The sequence below is a fragment of the Pseudoxanthomonas sp. LjRoot127 genome (genome assembly GCF_964253495.1).
GTDB lineage: Bacteria > Pseudomonadota > Gammaproteobacteria > Xanthomonadales > Xanthomonadaceae > Pseudoxanthomonas_A.
In genome coordinates this window covers 3096114-3113587 of record NZ_CAXUQR020000001.1, presented here as the reverse complement: position 1 = coordinate 3113587, position 17474 = coordinate 3096114, and the positions used below count along the sequence as shown (strand labels likewise).

The following is a 17474-nucleotide window of genomic DNA, read 5'->3' as shown; positions in this document are numbered from 1 at the left end:
GTCCCCTGACTGAGCAATCGAAGCATCACGCGGAGAACACGTGCCCCACTGGATCGACACCCCCGCCGCATTGGATGCGCACCTGCAGCGCCGGCCCACGCGGATCGGGCTGGATACCGAATTCGTGCGCGAGCGCACCTACTGGCCGCAGCTCGCCCTCGTGCAGATCGCCCTCGACGACGACGTGCTGCTGGTCGATCCGCTCGCGCCGGGCATGACCGCCGCGCTGCGCCCCTGGCTGCTCGATCCCGCGATCACCAAGGTCATGCACAGCGCCAGCGAGGATCTGGTGGCCTTCAAGGTGGCGTGCGATGCATTGCCGGCGCCCCTGTTCGATACCCAGATCGCCGCGGCGATCGCGGGCATCGCCGCGGGCCTGGGGTACCAGAAGCTGGTGGAACGCGTCACCGGCGTTGTGCTGGCCAAGGGCGAGACGCGCTCCGACTGGCTGCGTCGTCCGCTGAGCGAATCGCAGCTGCACTATGCCGCCGACGACGTGCGTTATCTGTTCGCCGTGCACGATGCCCTGCAGGCGCAGCTGGTCGCCAGCGGCCGTCTTGCCTGGCTGGAAGAGGACTGCGCGCGCTTCGTCGAGAATGCCGCCAGCGAAGACATCGAACGCTGGCCGCACCTGTCGATGCGCAGCGCACAGTTCCTGGACGCGGAGGCGCAGCAGCGGCTGGTACGCCTGCTGCGTTGGCGCGACAGGCAGGCGCGCACCAGCGACAAGCCGCGCAGCTGGATCCTCGACAACGAGCTGGCGGTCGCGCTGGCGCGCACGCCGCCCGCGGACAAGGCCTCCCTGTTGCGCCTGTTCGACACCCAGCCGAAAGCACCGCGCAAGCTGGCCGACGCGATCTGGCAGGCCCTCGACACGCCGTTGGACGACGAGGCCGCGCTGCCGCTGGCCCGCACCGCCACCGACGGCGACAAGGCCCAGCTCAAGCGCCTGCAGGATGCGGTGTCGGCACGCAGCGTGGAACTCGGCTTGCCCGACGGCGTGCTCGCCTCGCGTCGCTACCTGGAGGCGCTGCAGGAGTCCGGCCAGTGGCCTGCCGCACTGGCGGGCTGGCGGCGCACCGAACTGGCACCGGCCCTGGACCCCATCCTCGACCGTTCAGGCTTGGCACCGGCCGCGGCCGCGGGCTAGAATGGCGCCGCTCTTGTGGGGCCATAGCTCAGCTGGGAGAGCGCGTCGTTCGCAATGACGAGGTCGGGAGTTCGATCCTCCCTGGCTCCACCATCCACCACGAAAGGCCAGGCGAATGCCTGGCCTTTTTTGTTGCCTGCGCGCCGCTATCCGCAGTCTCCAAAAGAAAAACCCGCCGGCAGCGAGCCGGCGGGCTGGGAGAGCAAGGTGACGCGTGGATCAGAACTTGTAGTTGACGCCCAGCAGGTACGTACGGCCCCACTCGATGTATTCCAGCGGACGGTCCTTGGTGCCGGCGTAGGTCTGGTAGGCCTCGTCGGTGAGGTTGCTGACCTGGAACAGGAAGCTCAGTCCGTTCAAGGCATGGCCGTCCGGGAACGAATAGCTCACCTGGGCGTCGGTGACGTCCTCGCCGACCACGTAACGCAGGGTGCGGTCGCCGTCGAAGTTGCCGATCTCGCCGATGAAATCCGAACGCTTGCGCTGGCTGACACGCGCTTCGAAGCCGTTGCGCTCGTAGTACGCGGTGAAGTTGAACGTGCGCTCGGACAGGCCCGGCAGCGCGATGTCCTGGCTGCCGACGCTGTTGGTGGACCCCGGCGGCGGCGGGATGGTGATGTCGCTGTCGTTGAAGCTCGCGCTGGCGATCACGCCGAAGCCTTCCAGCGCGTCGCTGAACAGGTCGAGCGGCAGCGATGCAGTCAGCTCGATGCCCTGCATCTTGCCGCCCTTGCCGTTGTAGGGCGCCGTGAAGCGACCGGTGCTCTGCGTCGGCGGCTCGCCCGGACCGGGCACGTAGTCGACCAGGAAGTCGCTGAAGTCGAAGCCGTCGCGCGATTCCGTGTAGATGTAGGTGCGCAGGTCCTTGTAGAAGAACGCCGCGGCCACGTACGCCTTCGTGCCGAAGTACTTTTCGTACGACAGGTCGAAGGCGTAGGCGCGCCAGGGCTCCAGTTCCGGGTTGCCGCCGCTGCCGCCCGGCTCGCCGGTCGCGGTATTGACGCCGAACTCCAGCGAAGCGCGCAGCTCATCCACGCGCGGACGGGCCACCTGCTCGGCCAGGCCGACGCGCAGCGTCTGGTCGGCCGGCAGCGAGAACGCCAGGTTCATGCTGGGCAGCACTTCGGTATAGGTCTTGCCACGCTCGACCGGCTGCACGTTGCTGCCCGCCGGCTGGGTGCTGTCCCAGTAGCGCGACGTCGACGACTGGTCGACGTGCTGGATCTGCACGCCGATGTTGCCGCGCACCGGCACGGAACCCCATTCGGTATCGAGGTTGGCGCGTGCGAAGCCCGTGGAGATCTTCTCGTTGACGTCCCATGCCTTGGGAATCAGGTAGGACAGATCGTCGACGGGATTGAACGTCATGTAGCGCGCGACCGCAGCCGGCACGTTCCAGGACGGGATGTAGCCGATGCCGGCGAACCGCAGGTCCACCAGGCCGTACTGCAGGTCGGACCCGACGGCGGTGACGCCCTGTGCGCCGAGGTTGATGTTGCCCTCGGGCTGGCGCTTGCTCTTCTCGCGATCGGCATAGTTCAGGCCGACATCGAGATCGGTGAACCAGCCCAGCGCTTCCGGCAGCGGGAACGACGCCGCCAGCTTGACGCCCTTCAGTTCGTCCTCGACCTTCGGGGTCTTGCCGTAGCCCGAGCCGTAGATCGTGTTGGCCAGCAACAGCTGCGACGGATCCGAGTAGTCGAAGCCCGGGTTGATCTGCGAGAAGCCGCCCGAACGGAACGTCAGGTCCACCGAATCCAGCTGCGGCGCCGGCAGGCGCTGGGTGTTGTTCTCGAGGTTGATCTCGTCGCGCTTGGTCTTCGACCAGCTGACGTCGGCGGTCAGGCGCACCAAACCGACATTGAACTCGTTGTTCCAGCCGAAGGCGTTGATCTCGTCTTCGCGGTAGTTGTACATGCCGCGCACCAGCGGGTACACGTTGTTGGCCGTGCCGCCGGTGAACGTGTCGTTGCCGTTGATGACGGGGTTGTCGACGTCCAGGCGACCGTAGCCGCCGTTGTAGTCGCCGATGTGCACTTCGAACTGGTTCGCGGTGCTGACCTGCTCGGCTTCGGAGTGGAACAGGTCCAGCGTGCTGGTCCAGGCGTTGGACGGACGGAACTGCAGCGTGGCCATCACGCCATCGCGCTTGGTTTCGCCGGTCCGCCGCAGCGCCTTGATGCCGTCGGAGTAGAACGTGCCTGCCGGCACGCCCGGGCGCCAGTTGTCGCCGATGGCCTGCCACGGCTCGTACAGGCCGACCTGGTTTTCCTGGATCGGCGTGGTCGCGTGCGAGTAGCCGATCGAGAAACCGAAGGTGCGCGCTTCGTTCTGGGTGATGTAGCTGGCGTTGATGCGCTCGCCGTAGCCGGACGCATCGGCGGCATTGCCCAGCGAGTTACGCTGGCCGCGGATGCCGACGGCGCCGACCGGTGCATCGAAGCTCAGCGGACGCACGGTCTGCATGTCGACGGTACCCGACAGGCCCTGGCCGACCAGGCCGGCATCGGGCGTCTTGTACACGGTGACGCCGCTGACGAGCTCGGACGGGTACTGGTCGAACTCGACGCTGCGGTTGTCGCCGGTGCTGACCATCTCGCGACCGTTCAGCAGCGTGGTGGAGAAGTCGGGCGACAGGCCACGCACGCTGATCACCTGCGCACGGCCGGCGACGCGCTGCGCCGCGAGGCCAGGCAGGCGCGCCAGCGATTCGGCGATGCTGACGTCAGGCAGCTTGCCGATGTCTTCGGCCGAAATGGCTTCGACGATGGACGTGGAATCGCGCTTGACCGAGATCGCGCTCTCGATGCCGCGACGGATGCCGGTCACGACCACCGTATCCAGCTCGGTGGCATCGGCCTGTTGGGTCTGTTGTTCGGTCGTGGCGGCGGTCTGGGCGTTCACACCGGTCGCGGTGAGCGCGATGGCAGACGCCAACGCCGCGCTCAGCAGGTTGCGCTTGAGTTGCATGTTCCCCTCTCCAAGGACGTTGTATGCGACGAACCGGGTGCGTCGCGCCATGCGATCGCCCGGGTCTTACACGCCGGGACACGGGGCCCCGGAACGTGCGGCCATGGTAGTGGCGCACGCAGTCGCACAAATCGCCCTGCATACGTATTCATGCATATTTCCGCGACCCGCCGTAACGCGCGTTCCGTACGAAAAAACAGGCGAAAGCACGGCATCGCCGGCATGCGCGCGCAGGCGTCGGGAAGGTCCGTCCACGACGCCACGCCCACGCGCATGCACGGTGGGTGCGTAACGTTCGAAAAAGGAAAATGTCAGCGCGCGCGTGCGAAGAACACGCCGCGGGGCGGCAACGACAACCGTGTTCCCTCCAGCGACACCCGCGGCAGGCCGTGACCGTCCAGCGCGTCCACCGGCATGCCTTCCGGCAGCGACCACGTGACCGGTTGCGCCGACAGGTTGAAGACCGCCAGCACGCGCTGCCCGTCCGCTTCGCGCACGAAGGCGAGGACGGGTTCCTGCGCGTCGAGGAAACGGATGCTTCCGCTTCTCAGTGCGGGCTGCGTGCGTCGCCACGCGAGGAAGCGGCGCACGAGGTTGAGCACCGACGCGGGATCGGCGTCCTGCCGGGCGACGTTGATGGCGCGGTGTTCGTCGGGAATCGGCAGCCACGGCGACGCCCGGCTGAAGCCGGCCTGGTCTCCCCCATCCCATGGCATGGGCGTACGGCACCCATCGCGCCCCTTGAAGTTGGGCCAGAAGGTCTTGCCGTAGGGATCCTGCAATGCTTCGTACGGCACGTCCGCTTCCGGCAGGCCCAGTTCCTCGCCCTGGTAGAGGCAGACGGAGCCGCGCAGCGAGCACACCAGGGCCACCAGTTGTGCGGCCAGCGCGGGCGAGGCATCCCCGCCTCCCCAGCGCGTCACCGCGCGCTGCACATCGTGGTTGGACACGGCCCAGCACGGCCAGCCTTCCACCATCGCCGCTTCAAGCCGTTCGACGGTGCCGCGGATGTAGGCGGCGCTGCCGTCCTCGGTCAGCAGCTCGAAGCTGTAGCCCATGTGCAGGCGCTGGTCGGTGACGTACTCGGCCGTGGTGGCCAGTGAGTCTTCGGACGAGATCTCGCCGAGCGCCGCCGCGTCAGGATATGCGTCCAGCAACCCACGCAGGCGCTCCAGGAAGGGAATGTTCTCGGGCTGCGTGTTGTTGAAGTAGTGATACTGGTAGGCGTACGGGTTGTCGGGACTGAATCCGCGGCCCACGCGCTGGTCTTTCGGCTTGGGAGGATTGTCGCGCAGCTGCGCGTCGTGGAAGCAGAAGTTGATCGCATCCAGGCGCAGGCCATCGACACCGCGGTCCAGCCAGAACTGCACGTTGTCCAGCGTGGCCTGTTGCACGGCCGGGTTGTGGAAGTTCAGGTCCGGCTGGCTGGCGAGGAAGTTGTGCAGGTAATACTGCTCGCGACGCGGTTCCCAGCGCCATGCAACGCCGCCGAACAGCGACATCCAGTTGTTGGGGGGCGTGCCGTCTTCCTTGGGATCGGCCCATACGTACCAGTCGGCCTTGGGATTGTCGCGGCTCTCCCGGCTCTCCTTGAACCACGGGTGTTCGACCGAACAGTGGCTCAGCACCTGGTCGATCATCACCTTGACGCCCAGCGCGTGCGCCTTGGCCAGCAGGCGATCGAAGTCCTCCAGCGTCCCAAATAGCGGGTCGACATCGCGGTAGTCGGCGATGTCGTAGCCGAAGTCGGCCATCGGCGACTTGAAGAATGGCGAGATCCAGATGGCGTCCACGCCCAGCCCGGCGATGTAGTCGAGCTTCTCGACGATGCCCGGCAGGTCACCGACGCCATCCCCGTTGGTGTCCAGGAAGCTGCGCGGGTAGATCTGGTAGATCACCGCGCCACGCCACCAGTTGTTCTTCGTCATCGATGCACCCGTCGCAATGCGTAACGCACCCCTCCGGTGCGCTCGGCGGGCGCCACTATTCCACGCCGTGCCGGACTGCGTGCACGCGGGTCGCGGTCGCCGCGCATGAATACGTATGCAGATCGACACGACCCGCGACGACACGGCATTCGCGTCATCGCACCCCGACCACACTTTCCAGGTCGCAAAACCCATGCCTGCCAACGGTTTGCAGGCATCTCGCGGGCGATAGCATCGCAAGGATGGGCGGCAACTCGCGCCTGCGTGTTGTTTGCGGTGCAGCATGGAATCGGACGCGCATGTCGGCAAGATGCCGCGACGTTCGCCATCGCGCGCGCACTTCCACTGAAACACGCCACCCAGGGATCCGAATGACCGCCAAGCCCCGCCTGTCCTTCTGGCAGATCTGGAACATGTCGTTCGGCTTCCTCGGCATCCAGTTCGGGTTCGCGCTGCAGGGCGGCTTCATGTCGCGCATCTTCCAGACACTGGGGGCGGAAAAGGATGCACTGCCGCTGTTGTGGATCGCCGCGCCGTTGACGGGACTGCTGGTACAGCCGGTGATCGGCTACTTCAGCGATCGCACCTGGCATCCGCTGCTCGGGCGTCGCCGACCGTATTTCCTCGCCGGCGCGATCCTGAGTTCAATCGCGCTGGTGTTCATGCCGCACTCGCCGACCCTGTGGATCGCCGCAGGCCTGCTATGGGTGCTGGATGCGAGCATCAACATCAGCATGGAGCCCTTCCGCGCGCTGGTGGCCGACAAACTGCCGGAGAGCCAGCGCTCCTACGGCTTCGTGCTGCAGACCTTGATCATCGGCATCGGCACATGGGTGGCCAGCAACCTGCCGTGGTTCATCACCCGGTTGGGCGTGTCCAACGAAGCGGGCCCGGGCGTGGTGCCGCCCTCGGTGAAGATCGCGTTCGCCATCGGCGCCTTCGTGTTCATGGCCAGCATCCTGGTGACCATCCTCACCACGCGCGAATATCCGCCGGATGATCTGGAGCGGTTCAAGGCCGAGAAGCGCGCGCAAGGCAACGTGGCCAGCGAGATCGTCCGCCATGTCGTCCACATGCCGGCGCAGATGCGCCGCCTGGGCGTGGTGCAGTTCTTCAGCTGGCTGGCTTTTTTCGCCATGTGGAGCATGGCCACGCCCGGCCTGACCGAACACGTGTTCGATTCGGCCGCACCGGATCCGGCGGCATTCGACATGACGGTGCCCGCGCAGGCAGCGGCGTTCCAGTCGGCCAACGGCGCCTTCCAGGACGCGGCGGACCTGGTGGGTTCGTACATGGGCTACTACGGCCTGTCGTCGATGCTGGTGGCGCTGCTGCTCAGCTTCTACGCCGCACGCCTGCCGCTGAACCGCAAGGCCGTGCACGCCGGCTCGCTGGTGCTGGGCGGGATCGGCTTCCTGTCGATGTGGTTCGTGCCCCACCCGTCATGGCTGATCGGGTCGTTCGCGTTGGTCGGCGTGGCCTGGGCCAGCATCCTGTCGATGCCGTACGCCCTCCTGTCCAGCCATGTTCCGGCGGAGAAGATGGGCATCTACATGGGCATCTTCAACATGTTCATCGTGGTGCCGCAGATCGTCGCCGCGACCCTGCTCGGCCCGGCCCTGCGCCACTTCTTCGACAACCAGGCGATCTTCGCCCTCTTGATCAGCGGCGGCAGCCTGCTGCTTGCCGCCCTCTCCCTGGCCGGCGTGCACGAAGCCGCCGACGCTCCCTCTTCCGCCCCGCCGCAGGTGCACTGATGCGTTTTCCCGCCCCCCGCCCGCTCGCCGTGTTGCTCGCAGGCCTGCTGTGCGCGCCCACGCTGGCGTTCGCCGTCGTTCCCGTCGACGAGGTCTACGGCACGACCGAACCGTTCGCGAAAGAGGCGGTGTACTTCGTGCTGACCGACCGCTTCGTCAACGGCGATCCGTCGAACGACCATCGCGACCAGGGCGGGAAGCACCCTACCTTCGATCGCCCCACCCCGGGCGCACCCGCGGGGCGTAGCGACAACATCGGCTACCTCGGCGGCGACTTCAAGGGTGTGCTGGACAACGCCGGCTACATCCGCGACCTCGGCTTCACCTCGGTATGGGTCACCCCCATCGTCGACAATCCCGATGAAGCGTTCACCGGCGGCGACGAAGTGAAGTGGGAAGGCATGTTCACCGACCGCGGCAAGACCGGGTACCACGGCTACTGGGGCATCAACTTCTACAAGCTGGATGAACACCTGCCCAGCGAAGGGCTGGATTTCGCCGGCTTCACCGCGGCGATGAAGCAGCAGCAGCTGGACGTGGTGCTGGACATCGTCGGCAACCATGGCTCGCCCGCCTATTCCATGCCGGAGATGCAGCCGCAGTACGGCAAGGTCTGGGACAAGGACGGCAAGCTGGTCGCCGATCACCAGAATCTGGACCCGGACAAGCTGGATCCGCGTCGCAAGCCGATGCACGCCTTCTACAACACCGGCGGCGGCTTGGCGCAGTTGTCCGACTTCAACGAGAACAACCCGGCGATGATGGAGTACCTGGTCGGCGCGTACGAGCAGTGGATCGACCAGGGCGCGGCCGCGTTCCGCGTGGACACCATCGCATGGATGCCGCACGCGTTCTGGAAGGAATTCGCCGACCGCATCCGCGCGAAGAAGCCGGGCTTCTTCATGTTCGGCGAGAACTTCAACTACGACGCCGCCAGCATCGCCGGCCATACCTGGGCCCGCAATGGCAGCTACAGCGTGCTGGACTTCCCGTTGAAGGCCAAATTGACCGAGGTGTTCGAGAAGCCGGGCACCAGCTACGAGGAACTCGGCAAGGCGCTGTACCTGGAAGACGGTCCGTACGCCAATCCGTACGATCTCATGACGTTCTACGACAACCACGACATGGCGCGCATGAAGGCCGCGGACACCGGCTTCATCGACGCGCACAACTGGTTGTTCACGGCGCGCGGCATCCCGGTGATCTACTACGGCTCGGAAGTGGGCTTCGAGCGTGGCAACGCCGAGCACGCCGGCAACCGCAACTACTTCGGCCAGGAACGCATCGACGCGGCACCGCAGAGCCCGATCTTCGCCCCGTTGAAGCGCATCGCGCAGCTGCGCCGCGAAACACCGGCCCTGCAGCGCGGCTTGCAGCTCAACGTACGCCTGAAGGGAGACCAGGCGATCTTCTACCGCGTGCTCCAGCACGAAGGAACCACCCAGACCGCGCTGGTGCTGCTGAACAAGGCGGATACGCCGGCAAAGATGTCCGTGTCCGAGTATCTCGAGCCAGGCCAGTGGCGCGACGCCTTCACCGGCAAGACCCAGCGCGTGCGCAACCGCCTGCAGGCGGACGTGCCGGCCCACGGTGTGCGCGTGTTCCTGCTGGATGATGCGATTGCGCGGGCCGATACCCGTGCACGTCTCGCCGAGCTGATGGCACGCAAGTCGCCGAAGGCGGATTGACCAATGCCTTCTGTGGGAGCGACGCAAGTCGCGACCGTTAACCAGAAACGACCTGTACGCGCGTGGGCGCGCTGGAGAGGACACGTTCTCGGAGTCGGGGAACGCCAGCAGAGCTGATGGCGCGCGGTCGCGACTCACGTCGCTCCTACAACCGCAGACTCACTTGGCAGCGGTCGATCCGCGCAACGCCAGCTTCACCGGAATGGTCTGGCTTTCCGCCGGTTCACCATTGATCAGCGCCAGCAATGTCTCGACCAGCAGGGCGCCCGCCAGCTTGGTGTCCTGCTGCACGGTGGACAGGCCGGGATTCATGAAACTGGCCAGCGGGATGTCGTCGAAGCCGGCCACCGCGACATCGTCGGGCACGCGACGGCCGTGTTCGAGCAGCGCCTTCATCGCGCCGACGGCGATCAGGTCGCTGGCGCCGAAGACGGCGTCGAACGTCGCACCACTCGCCAGCAACGTGCTGGCCGCCTCGTAGCCGGATTGCTCGGTCGTGATCGCATCGACCTGCAGTGCAGGGTCGGCCACCAGGCCGGCGGCTTCGAGCGCCCGGCGATGGCCGAGGTAGCGCTCGAAGAATTCCGGATAGTGGTTGGACGCATGTCCGAGGAACGCGATGCGGCGACGCCCCTGCACGATCAGGTGCGCCGTGATGTCATGGCCGCCCTGGGTGTTGTCGCAGCCGATCGACACCCCGGGCGTACCAGGCTGCACGGCGCCCCAGCGGACGAAATGCGTGCCCTGCTCCACCAGCCGCTCCAGCCGGCTGCGGGCTTCCAGATAGTCTCCATAACCCAGAAGGATGATGCCGTCGGCCTTCTTGCTGTCCTCGTAGTCGGCCTGCCAGTCGGTCGACAATTGCTGGAACGAGATCAACAGGTCGTAGCCGCGCAGTGCGCATGCACGGGTAATGCTGCCCAGCATGGACAGGAAGAACGGGTTGATCGCCGATTCGTCGGGCGTGGGATCTTCGAAGAAAAGCAGCGCCAGCGTTCCGGAATGCTGCCGGCGCAGGTTGGACGCGTTCTTGTCCACCTTGTAGTTGAGCTGTTCGGCGATGGCGAGGATGCGCTTGCGTGTTTCCTCGTTGACCATCGGACTGCCCCGCAGGGCGCGCGACACGGTGGGCTGGGACACGCCCGCGAGGTGGGCGATGTCCAGCGAGGTGGCCTTCCCCTTGATGGGCGCGATCACGGACGGCTTCGGATACGGACGGCGGAGGTCAGGATCATGCCACGCCGGGCCGCAGGCGGCGATCCGGTCGGGGCCTCCCCTTCCGCCGTGGGAGCGACGCAAGTCGCGAAAGGGCGCCGGCAGCGCCTCATCATGACGTACCTCGTTCCCCCGAGAGCGGGCTCGCAGCTCAGGGCGTGCCCTGGTCCGTTCGAGTCGCACCGTGCAGCTGCACGCCATCGGCGTCGGTGATGCTGACGGAGACCTCGATGCCGTGGCGCACGCTCTCGGTGACCACGCAGAAGTTTTCGAACTGGGCCAGGATCCGCTCCAGCGAGGCATGCGTCGCCCCCGCCTCGGCCAGCCGGATATCGGCATGGATGTGTCCCACGCGCAGTCGACCCTGTTCGTTCCGCACCAGTTCGGCGGTCGCGTGGGTCACCAGCTTGCCCGGCGCGTTCTTGAACTTGCGCAGGGCGAACAACAGGCTGGCCGACAGGCAGTTGGCCACGGCCGACAGCAGCAGGCGCGTCGGGTTCGGACCTTCGCCCTTCCCCAGCGGCTCGGGCTCGTCGGTCATGAGGTCGGCGATGGTCGTCTCGTCGAAGCGGATGCGGAAGGCGTAGTCGTCTTCCTGCTCCAGGGTGAGGCTGATGCGCTGGGTGCCACTCATGGAGGGCTCCGTTGGGAAGAGTCGGGCGGTGGACGGGATCATGGCATCGTGCGGCGATTCCAGGGCATCAATGCCAGCACGCGCGCCATGCCGCAGAAGCCGCTGACGCCCGCGAACACCAGGCCTGCACCCACGAAGCCTGACAGCAGCAGACCATACGGCGAGACCATCGCGGCCAGCAGGACACCGGTGAGTACCAGCGCCCCGGCGGCGATCTGCACCTGCCGCATCAGCTCGATCGGCTGGCGACGGTCCACGCGGACCGGCAGGCCGGCGCCTTTCCAGGCCTCAAGACCGCCGGACAGGACGAACGCCTCGCATCCATCCGCCGCCGCCGATGCGAGCATGGGACCATTCGCCCGGGTGCGGGCACCGGAGCGGCAATGGAAGATCAGGGTCTTCGAAGCGCCCCGGGGTATCGGCCCCGTCGCCTGTGCCACGGGCCACAGTACGGCGCCTGGAATGTGCTCGCGTGCGTGCTCGTCGCGATTGCGGATATCCACCAACACGGCGCCGTCCGACAGTAGCGACCGCGCCTCGGCGGGAGAAATCGATGGAATCGTCATGGGTGCTTCCTCATGGGCAATACAGGTCTTTCAACAACGACACGACACGCGCCACGCGCGGATCGGCAATGCGGTAGTACACGCTCTGGGCCTCGCGGCGACTGTCCACCAGTCCATCGTCGCGCAGCTTCGCCAGATGCTGCGACAGCGCGGACGGACTGAGTCCGACCTGCTGCGCCAGCTCGCCGGCACTGCACTCGCCTTGTGCGACGAGGGTGCACAGGACCAGCAGCCGACCGTCGTGGCCCAATGCGCGCATGAGGGCCGCGGCGTCGGCGGCGCTGGCGCGCAGTTTTTCCAGGTCGCGCTGTTTGAACGGCATCGGCTGGCCTTTACTTTATACTTTACTTAATTTAGTTTTATCTAAATCAAAAAGCAACCCCCGGAGATCTCCATGACCACCCCCGCCGTGCACGCCTGGTTCGACGACGCCACGAACACCATCACCTACGTGGCCTGGGACCCGGCCACGCGCCAGGCGGCGATCATCGACCCCGTGCTGGACTACGACCACCGTTCCGGCCGCGCCTCGCACCATAGCGCCGACACGTTGCTGGGCTTTGTCGCCGACCACGGACTGACGGTGGACTGGATCCTGGAGACGCACGCGCACGCCGACCATCTCAGTGCCGCCCCCTACCTGAAGGACAAGACCGGCGCGGCGATCGGCATCGGTTCGCGTATCACCGAGGTGCAGCGAACGTTCGCCCAGGTGTTCGGGCTGGATGACGTGAGTGGCGAGGGGCGCGAGTTCGACCGCCTGTTCCGCGATGGGGACACGTTCGCGCTCGGGGGGCTGCAGGTCGAGGTGATCCACACCCCCGGCCACACGCCCGCCTGCGTGTCCTATCGGATCGGCGAGGCGGTTTTCGTGGGCGACACGCTGTTCATGCCCGACTACGGTACCGCGCGTACCGATTTCCCCGGCGGCGATGCGCGCACGCTGTACCGCTCGATCCAGAAACTGCTCGCCCTTCCGCCGAGCACCGTGATGTACCTGTGCCACGACTACAAGGCGCCGGGACGCGACCACTACGCGTGGCGGACCACCGTGGCCGACGAGAAAGCGCGCAACGTGCACATCGGCGGCGGTGTGGACGAAAACAGCTTCGTCGCGATGCGCGAAGCGCGCGATGCCACGCTGGCGGCGCCGACACTGCTGCTGCCGTCGCTGCAGGTCAACATCCGCGCCGGCCGCCTGCCGGCACCGGAAGACAACGGGCGACGCTACCTGAAGATTCCGATCAGGATCTGACCCGATCATCCACCCGGCGGGATCGATGCCGGATGGGTGGCCACGCCGCTTCCGCAATCGGCGCTGAGCAAGCGCGACTGCTTCAGCCAGGCGGGATCGGGATAGTAGGCGAACAGGAACGAACCGCCGCGGATGCTGTCGATCAGCGGCTTGGCCACGGCACTGCCGACCGCCGGGCACCCCAGGCTGCGACCGAGGCGTCCCTGCATGCGCACGAGCGCGTCGCTGACATAAGGGGCGCCGTGTATGACGATGGCGCGCTCACGCGCCCTGTCGTTGAAGCCCGGCTCAAGCCCCTGCAGGCGCAGGGAATAGCCGTTGGATCCGCTATACGCTTCCTGGGTGACGAACGCCCCGAGGCTGGACATGTAGCTGCCGGTCGCATTGGAGAAACGGGTGGCGAGGTTCTCCCCCGTGTTGCGCCCGTGCGCGACGCGCTCCTCGAACAACAGGCGTGCGCGCTCCAGATCGAACACCCACAGCCGGGGTTGCGTCGACGGCAACGAATAGTCGATCACGCTGAGGCGCCGCATCGGCACCGGTTCGCCGCGCCGGATCGTGCACGTCATCGCATGCGCCGCCATCGACAGCACCTCGCGGTCGAGCGACGGCGCGGCACGATGCAGTGCATCGACCAGGCGTTCGGAAGGCGCGGGAGGCGGCGAAGCGGCCCGTACCGCATACGTCGGGGCGATACCCGCAACGACGAGGCACAACGACAGCACGCGGTGGCAACGGTTCATGACGGAATCCGGGGCATGGGAAGCAGCATCCCGATTCCGTCCGGGAGGCTCAGCGTACCCCTGTCGTGGGGCTGCTTTCGTCCGATTCCAAGACGGGCACGGTCGACGGGTCATCCTGCGTTGCGCGCACGCCGGGCAGATCCGACAGCAGTACGGTCGTCCCGGGCTTGAGGACGGCGTACAGGCGGCGGGCGAAATCCTGCGGAATCCAGAAGGAATCGCCCAGCGCGCGCAGCGGCGGCATCGGCGCGCCCTCCTCGCCCAGCACCCGATGCGCGACCCAGCGATGTTCCTTGTGCCGGGGATCGAGCAGGCTGGGGATGTCCTCCATCTCGGTCGTCATCACCAGCAGCACGGTGCCGTTGAGCTCGAAGTCGCGGACCCGCTGCACCGGTGCGGCACCGATGAGCACGCCGTTGCGCAACACCGATACCCGCGGGTCGTACAGGCTGACCAGGATGCTGACCGGCCCGTCCGGGGACGCCGCCTCGTTCCAGTACACCTCGTACGCCGACAGTGGCGGATGTGCCACCTGCCCTCCTGCGGTCACCGGGGCCAGCACGGCGGGATGCACCAGGCTGGCCGGCGATGCCTTCGCATTGGCCACGACCACCGAGTCACCGAAGCGCGTGATGCCGAACAGCTTCTCGGCGAAGGCCTGCGGCAGGCGGACGCAGCCATGCGACGCCGGATAGCCCGGCAAGTGTCCCCCGTGCAGCGCGATGCCGTCCCAGGTGAGCCGCTGCATGTAGGGCATCGGTGCATTGTTGTAGAGGTTGGAACGGTGATCCTTGTTCTTCTGCAGGATGGTGAACACACCGGTCGGCGTGTCCTTGCCGGCCTTGCCCGAACTGATCGTGGACACGCCGATCGCGATGCCGTTGCGGTAGACGTAGGCACGTTGCTCGTCGAGACTGACCACCAGCACCACCGGGCCTTCCGGCGCGATCTGCGGGTACCAGAGGAATTCGCCCGGCTTCAGCGCACGGACGTCGGCCTGCGGTACGGCGGACTGCGCGTGCGTAATGGTCGGAACGATGCTGGCGAGCACGGTGGCCAGCAGGAGGGTCTGCAACAGGGTGCGCTTCATGGGCGAGAGCTTATCGCAGGTGGGTCGTGCGCCGAGGACGGCGACGCCCTCCTGCAGGAGCGACGCGAGTCGCGACCGTGCACCAGCGACTGCTCGGAAGCCCTCTCGACATCATCCCCGGCGCTCAGGAAGACGTCGACGTGCATCAGACCGTGCGGTCGCGACTCGTGTCGCTTCTGCAGGGGCGATCCGTCACCGGACTAGACCGAGAGGCGCTCGCGCAAGGCGTTGTAATCGGACGGAATCGGATCGGCCTGCGCGGGACGCGCCAGCAGGTCGGCCAACGCGGGCGGCACCTCGACGGCACGCCCGATCAGCGGTTCCACCACGCTCTCGAACTTGGCCGGATGCGCCGTGGCCGCGACCGCCCAGTCGCCCTCCTCCCCCTGCGCGCGCAGGTCCTCGAGGACGTTCACCGCGGTCGCCGTATGCGGGCAATGCACCTCGCCATGATCCTGGAACCTGCGCGCGATGACCGCGCGTATGGTCGCGTCGTCGACACTGGACGCCGTGAACGCCGTCCGCAGCGCCGCGTCATCGCCTGCGTAGAGCCAGCGCAGGCGCTCGAAGTTGCTCGGCGCACCCACATCCATCGCGTTGGCCAGCGTCGACACGCTGGCCGCCGGCGCATAGTCGCCCCCCGCGAAGAAATCCGGCAGCACGCGATTGGCATTGGTCGCCAGCACGATCCTGCCGAGCGGCACGCCGAGTGCGCGCGCCAGGATTGCCGCCATCGCGTTGCCGAGGTTGCCGGTGGGGATGACCACGTTCAATGTCCGCCCCGTCTCCGCGCGGTGCGCCAGCGCTGCATGGGCGTAGTAACTCATCTGTGGCAGCAGCCGGCCCAGGCTGATGCTGTTGGCGGAACTCAGGGGCACCTGCGCTTGCAGGTCGGCATCGTTGAGGGCGCGCTTCACCAGCGCCTGGCAATCATCGAACGAACCCGCCACGCGCAACGCCGCGATGTTGTCGCCGAAGCAGCCCAACTGGTGCGCCTGCCGTGGCGACACGCGTCCGTCCGGATACAGCACGACTACGCGCAGGCCCGGCTGGCGATGGAAGGCGGCCGCCACTGCCGCACCCGTATCGCCGGAGGTCGCGACGAGGATCGTCAAGGGCGTGTCGTGTTCGCGACGCAGGCGCGCCATGCTCGCGGCGAGGAAGCGCGCGCCGAAATCCTTGAAGGCAGCGGTCGGTCCATGGAACAGCTCGAGTACATGGTCTCGCGGCGTCCCGAGCGGACGCAGCGGCGCCGGGAAGTCGAAGGCCTCGCCGCAGATCGCCGCCAGTTCGCCTTCCAGTCCATCACCCGCGAAGAACGGCGCCAGCAGGGCCGTTGCCGTCCCGGCGATGTCGCGCCCGGGCGCGAGCTCGCGCGCCCTCGGGAGTGCCTCGGGAACATACAGCCCGCCGTCAGGCGCGAGGCCGGCGGCGATCGCCTGGCTGAGCGAGGCGGCGGGTGAAGCGTGTCGGGTCGAGATGAAGTTCATGGGGTTCGCAGGCAAAGCACCACGCATGCAGTCGCGGGGGCCGGTGGAAGGAATCAGTGGGCGGACAGGAGTTCCGCGCCCGTGGCGTTGATCGGCGACACCCAGGCCTGGCTGTCGAAGCCGGCCGAGGCGAAAGCGGCCTGCACTGACGGTGTTGCCGCTTCCGCTTCGCCACGCGACTCGAACCAGGCGAACACGCTGGGGCCCGCACCCGAGATGCTGGCGCCCAGTGCGCCCGCTTCCAGCGCGGCGCGTTTCACGGCATCGAAGCCGGCGATCAACGGTGCACGGCGCGGCTCGACCAGCACGTCGCGCAGGCCGTCGCGCACCAGCATCGCATCGCCGGCGTGGCAGCCGGCGAGGACCAGTGCGAGGTTCGCGCTCTGGGCCACGAACGCCTTGAGTTCGTACGCTCCCTGCAGGGCGGCTCGCGCGCGACGCGTCTCCAGGATGGCCTCGGGATGTACGAGCAGGCTGTGCCAATGATCGGGCACGGGTATGCGCACCAGCCGCTCGGCCGTCGACAGCACCAGCCCGCCCAGCAGCATCGGGCCCAGGTTGTCGCCATGCTTGCCGCCGCTGGCCACCGCCTCGCCCACGAGTGCGTGTGGATACAGCTGTTCGCGCGTGAGCGGCGCATCGAGCAGCGCGTTCGCGGCCACCAGCGCGGCCACGCAGGATGCGGCGGACCCGCCCATGCCCGAGCCGAGCGGAATGCCCTTCTCGATTTCCACCTCGAATCCGAACGGCAGTGCCAGGGCTTCGCGCAGGGAGATCAGCGCCGCACCCGCGGTGTTGCCGGGCGCATCCAGCGGCAGGTCGACAGTGGCACCGCGGATCGCCGAGATGCGGACGTCCGCCGCGTCGATGCGACGCACGGTGACGGTGTCGCCGACGCCTTCGATCACGTGGCCCAGGATGTCAAACCCCACGCCGACGTTGCCCACCGATGCCGGCGAAAACGCACTTGCCTGCTGCCTCATGCCCA

General features: G+C 67.0%; 13 protein-coding genes, 1 tRNA gene and 1 pseudogene. 5 read left to right on the top strand and 10 right to left on the bottom strand.

Translation table 11 applies throughout. The features are described 5' to 3' along the window. Positions 1-40: 40 nt before the first annotated feature. Positions 41-1150, top strand: a complete 1110-nt coding sequence (rnd, locus tag ACSQ19_RS14630) for a ribonuclease D (protein WP_435997948.1) — start codon at positions 41-43, stop codon at positions 1148-1150. A 17-nt stretch (positions 1151-1167) separates the two neighbouring features. Then, a tRNA-Ala gene (locus ACSQ19_RS14625) sits at positions 1168-1243 on the top strand. Positions 1244-1369: 126 nt separating this feature from the next. Here the strand turns inward: ACSQ19_RS14625 and ACSQ19_RS14620 are convergent. Together ACSQ19_RS14620 and ACSQ19_RS14615 are read right to left on the bottom strand one after the other, a co-directional pair. Continuing rightward, on the bottom strand, positions 1370-4120 hold the full coding sequence (locus ACSQ19_RS14620; protein WP_435997946.1) for a TonB-dependent receptor: 2751 nt from the start codon (positions 4118-4120) through the stop codon (positions 1370-1372). 311 nt (positions 4121-4431) lie between these two features. Then, the gene (locus ACSQ19_RS14615; protein WP_296280204.1) at positions 4432-6048 is read right to left on the bottom strand and encodes an alpha-glucosidase family protein; all 1617 of its coding nucleotides are present in this window, start codon (positions 6046-6048) and stop codon (positions 4432-4434) included. Between the two features lie 371 nt (positions 6049-6419). Between ACSQ19_RS14615 and ACSQ19_RS14610 the strand changes: the two are divergent. Both ACSQ19_RS14610 and ACSQ19_RS14605 read left to right on the top strand, forming a co-directional pair. After that, positions 6420-7634 (top strand): annotated as a pseudogene (locus tag ACSQ19_RS14610) (MFS transporter); the annotation flags it as partial. Positions 7635-7804: 170 nt separating this feature from the next. Next, on the top strand, positions 7805-9493 hold the full coding sequence (locus ACSQ19_RS14605) for an alpha-amylase family glycosyl hydrolase (protein ID WP_435997943.1): 1689 nt from the start codon (positions 7805-7807) through the stop codon (positions 9491-9493). A gap of 159 nt (positions 9494-9652) precedes the next feature. Here the strand turns inward: ACSQ19_RS14605 and ACSQ19_RS14600 are convergent, their stop codons facing one another. The 4 genes from ACSQ19_RS14600 to ACSQ19_RS14585 all read right to left on the bottom strand — a co-directional run bounded on the left by ACSQ19_RS14600 (position 9653) and on the right by ACSQ19_RS14585 (position 12230). Beyond that, positions 9653-10687 carry a LacI family DNA-binding transcriptional regulator gene (locus ACSQ19_RS14600; protein ID WP_436000994.1) on the bottom strand — a complete coding sequence of 345 codons (1035 nt, stop codon included), beginning with the start codon at positions 10685-10687 and terminating at the stop codon, positions 9653-9655. 172 nt (positions 10688-10859) lie between these two features. Further along, the gene (locus ACSQ19_RS14595) at positions 10860-11342 is read right to left on the bottom strand and encodes an OsmC family protein (RefSeq protein WP_435997941.1); all 483 of its coding nucleotides are present in this window, start codon (positions 11340-11342) and stop codon (positions 10860-10862) included. A 38-nt stretch (positions 11343-11380) separates the two neighbouring features. Beyond that, positions 11381-11908, bottom strand: coding sequence for a rhodanese family protein (locus ACSQ19_RS14590; protein ID WP_435997939.1), 528 nt, complete (start codon positions 11906-11908; stop codon positions 11381-11383). A gap of 10 nt (positions 11909-11918) precedes the next feature. Then, complete coding sequence (locus ACSQ19_RS14585; protein WP_435997937.1) at positions 11919-12230, bottom strand: ArsR/SmtB family transcription factor; 312 nt, start codon at positions 12228-12230, stop codon at positions 11919-11921. A gap of 72 nt (positions 12231-12302) precedes the next feature. Here ACSQ19_RS14585 and ACSQ19_RS14580 point away from each other — a divergent pair, with 72 nt between their 5' ends. After that, entirely contained in the window at positions 12303-13163 is an 861-nt protein-coding gene (locus tag ACSQ19_RS14580; RefSeq protein WP_435997935.1) for an MBL fold metallo-hydrolase, read from the top strand. A gap of 5 nt (positions 13164-13168) precedes the next feature. Here the strand turns inward: ACSQ19_RS14580 and ACSQ19_RS14575 are convergent, their stop codons facing one another. The 4 genes from ACSQ19_RS14575 to ACSQ19_RS14560 form a co-directional block, all read right to left on the bottom strand. Beyond that, the gene (locus ACSQ19_RS14575; protein ID WP_435997933.1) at positions 13169-13906 is read right to left on the bottom strand and encodes a murein L,D-transpeptidase catalytic domain family protein; all 738 of its coding nucleotides are present in this window, start codon (positions 13904-13906) and stop codon (positions 13169-13171) included. Positions 13907-13955: 49 nt separating this feature from the next. Then, entirely contained in the window at positions 13956-14996 is a 1041-nt protein-coding gene (locus ACSQ19_RS14570; protein WP_435997931.1) for a L,D-transpeptidase, read from the bottom strand. 200 nt (positions 14997-15196) lie between these two features. After that, positions 15197-16486, bottom strand: coding sequence for a threonine synthase (thrC, locus tag ACSQ19_RS14565; RefSeq protein WP_435997929.1), 1290 nt, complete (start codon positions 16484-16486; stop codon positions 15197-15199). A gap of 53 nt (positions 16487-16539) precedes the next feature. Continuing rightward, positions 16540-17469 carry a homoserine kinase gene (locus tag ACSQ19_RS14560; protein ID WP_435997927.1) on the bottom strand — a complete coding sequence of 310 codons (930 nt, stop codon included), beginning with the start codon at positions 17467-17469 and terminating at the stop codon, positions 16540-16542. Between the last annotated feature and the right edge of the window lie 5 nt (positions 17470-17474).